Here is a 1,567-nt window from a genome sequence, read left to right as displayed (position 1 = left end):
GGCGTCGGCGTCGGTGTTGGCGTCGGCGTCGGTGTTGGCGTCGGCGTCGGTGTCGGTGTCGGTGTTGGCGTCGGCGTCGGCGTCGGCGTCGGTGTTGGTGTTGGCGTCGGTGTTGGCGTCGGTGTTGGCGTCGGCGTCGGTGTTGGCGTCGGCGTCGGTGTTGGCGTCGGCGTCGGCGTCGGTGTTGGCGTCGGCACATTGTTACAGCCGCAGAACAGTTTGGAATAAACGTTTCCGTATCCATTCAAGGAAGCGCCAATCAGATTGCCGTACAAAATACCGCCCCGGTAAGAAAGTGCAGCGTTCGGAGCCAGGATGGTCCCCCGGATGTCAATATTCTGAAGGGTTACCCCGGATGACTCATAAAAGTTAAACAAGACCCTCTCTCCAACCACATTGGTCAGCGAGATTTCCAAATTGTTCATGGCGTTTGCAGCGCCTGAAATGTTCACAACCGCGGTAGAAGGATAGGGGGCGTCGATCGAAAGCACAGCGGCGCCCGCCAATTGCTCCGCCGAAACCGAAAATACATTGGAGGACCGGTCTTTGCCCGTCAAACGAAGCACTCCAGAGGAAAACTCGGTCGTCCCGTTTGCCGGAAGAGCAGACAGAGAAGCGGAGAGATTCCGCAGCATCTCGCCTTCCGCGGCAAAATCAATCGGGCCGGGGTTCCGGAACTCGGCTTCGCCTCCAAACAGATCAGGGGCGGCTAGCAAATCTCCCCCGTACAGCACCTGACCGTATACACTTCCGGTTGCGGTCAAGTCTCCTCCCGCCACCAGACGCGGAAGGCCATTGTACGAAGCATTGCCGTAGACACTTTTGCCTACCGTTACTTCATCCAGTTGAACGTTTCCTCCGGCAGCCGCGATTCCTCCGATTTCGGAGTCGGCCATCTCTATATCGCCGAAAACAAAAACGTTCCACTGCTGCGCCGTCCCCAGCATCGCCCCATTGGCAAAGGTCCGGGCAAAGCCTCCTGTCCCAAGTACCAGAACAATAGCCAGGAAAAGGGCGAAAGACGGTTTTGCGGCCTTTTTCAAATGCACAACCTCCTTCTTTTTTATTGGACCACCTTATCAATCGCATAAGCCCACACGCGCCCAAACGCAAAAAAGACCGCCACAAAAACATTTCATGGCAATCGGACGATCATGGCACATGGGTGCGTTAGACTCCTGACTTTGCGTCCCACCCTTTCGGATGGTTTGCGTTTTTCATGTTTTGGAATTATGTAATTCAGGCAGCGAGTTCGGCAACATAATCTAATGACATTCTTATTACTGTTTGATATTAATTATTGCATCCCTCCGTAAAAAATGGCGCCTGTCGTAAGACGGAGCCGCAGCTTGTGCTTTTAATTAACCTGAATTGTAGGCCATGAAACGTTTTAAGACTATACGAAAGTACTGGATCGTTTAGCAGATTACGGATACGCCAAAAAAACCGCAGGCTGCCCCCCGGATTTTCAGAATATTCTCTGTATACAGAGAATCCTATGCTGGGTAATACTAAAACTACTATGTCGTACAATATCACTTATGCGACATTGAAATGAGAAGGAGAC

The 1,567-nt window shown here is 52.6% G+C and carries 1 protein-coding gene and 1 riboswitch; the gene reads right to left on the bottom strand.

Going from position 1 to position 1,567, the window contains the following annotated elements; translation table 11 throughout:
* Nucleotides 1–1,043, bottom strand: a 1,043-nt coding sequence (locus AC6I6H_RS22415; protein WP_497956827.1) for a collagen-binding domain-containing protein, incomplete at its 3' end; no start/stop codon positions are given.
* A 93-nt stretch (nucleotides 1,044–1,136) separates the two neighbouring features.
* Nucleotides 1,137–1,223: riboswitch (cyclic di-GMP riboswitch) on the bottom strand.
* Between the last annotated feature and the right edge of the window lie 344 nt (nucleotides 1,224–1,567).

The sequence above is a fragment of the Gorillibacterium sp. sgz306347 genome (assembly GCF_059735245.1).
Note: the sequence above shows the minus strand (reverse complement) of the source record. Positions and strands in the feature narration are given on the sequence as shown.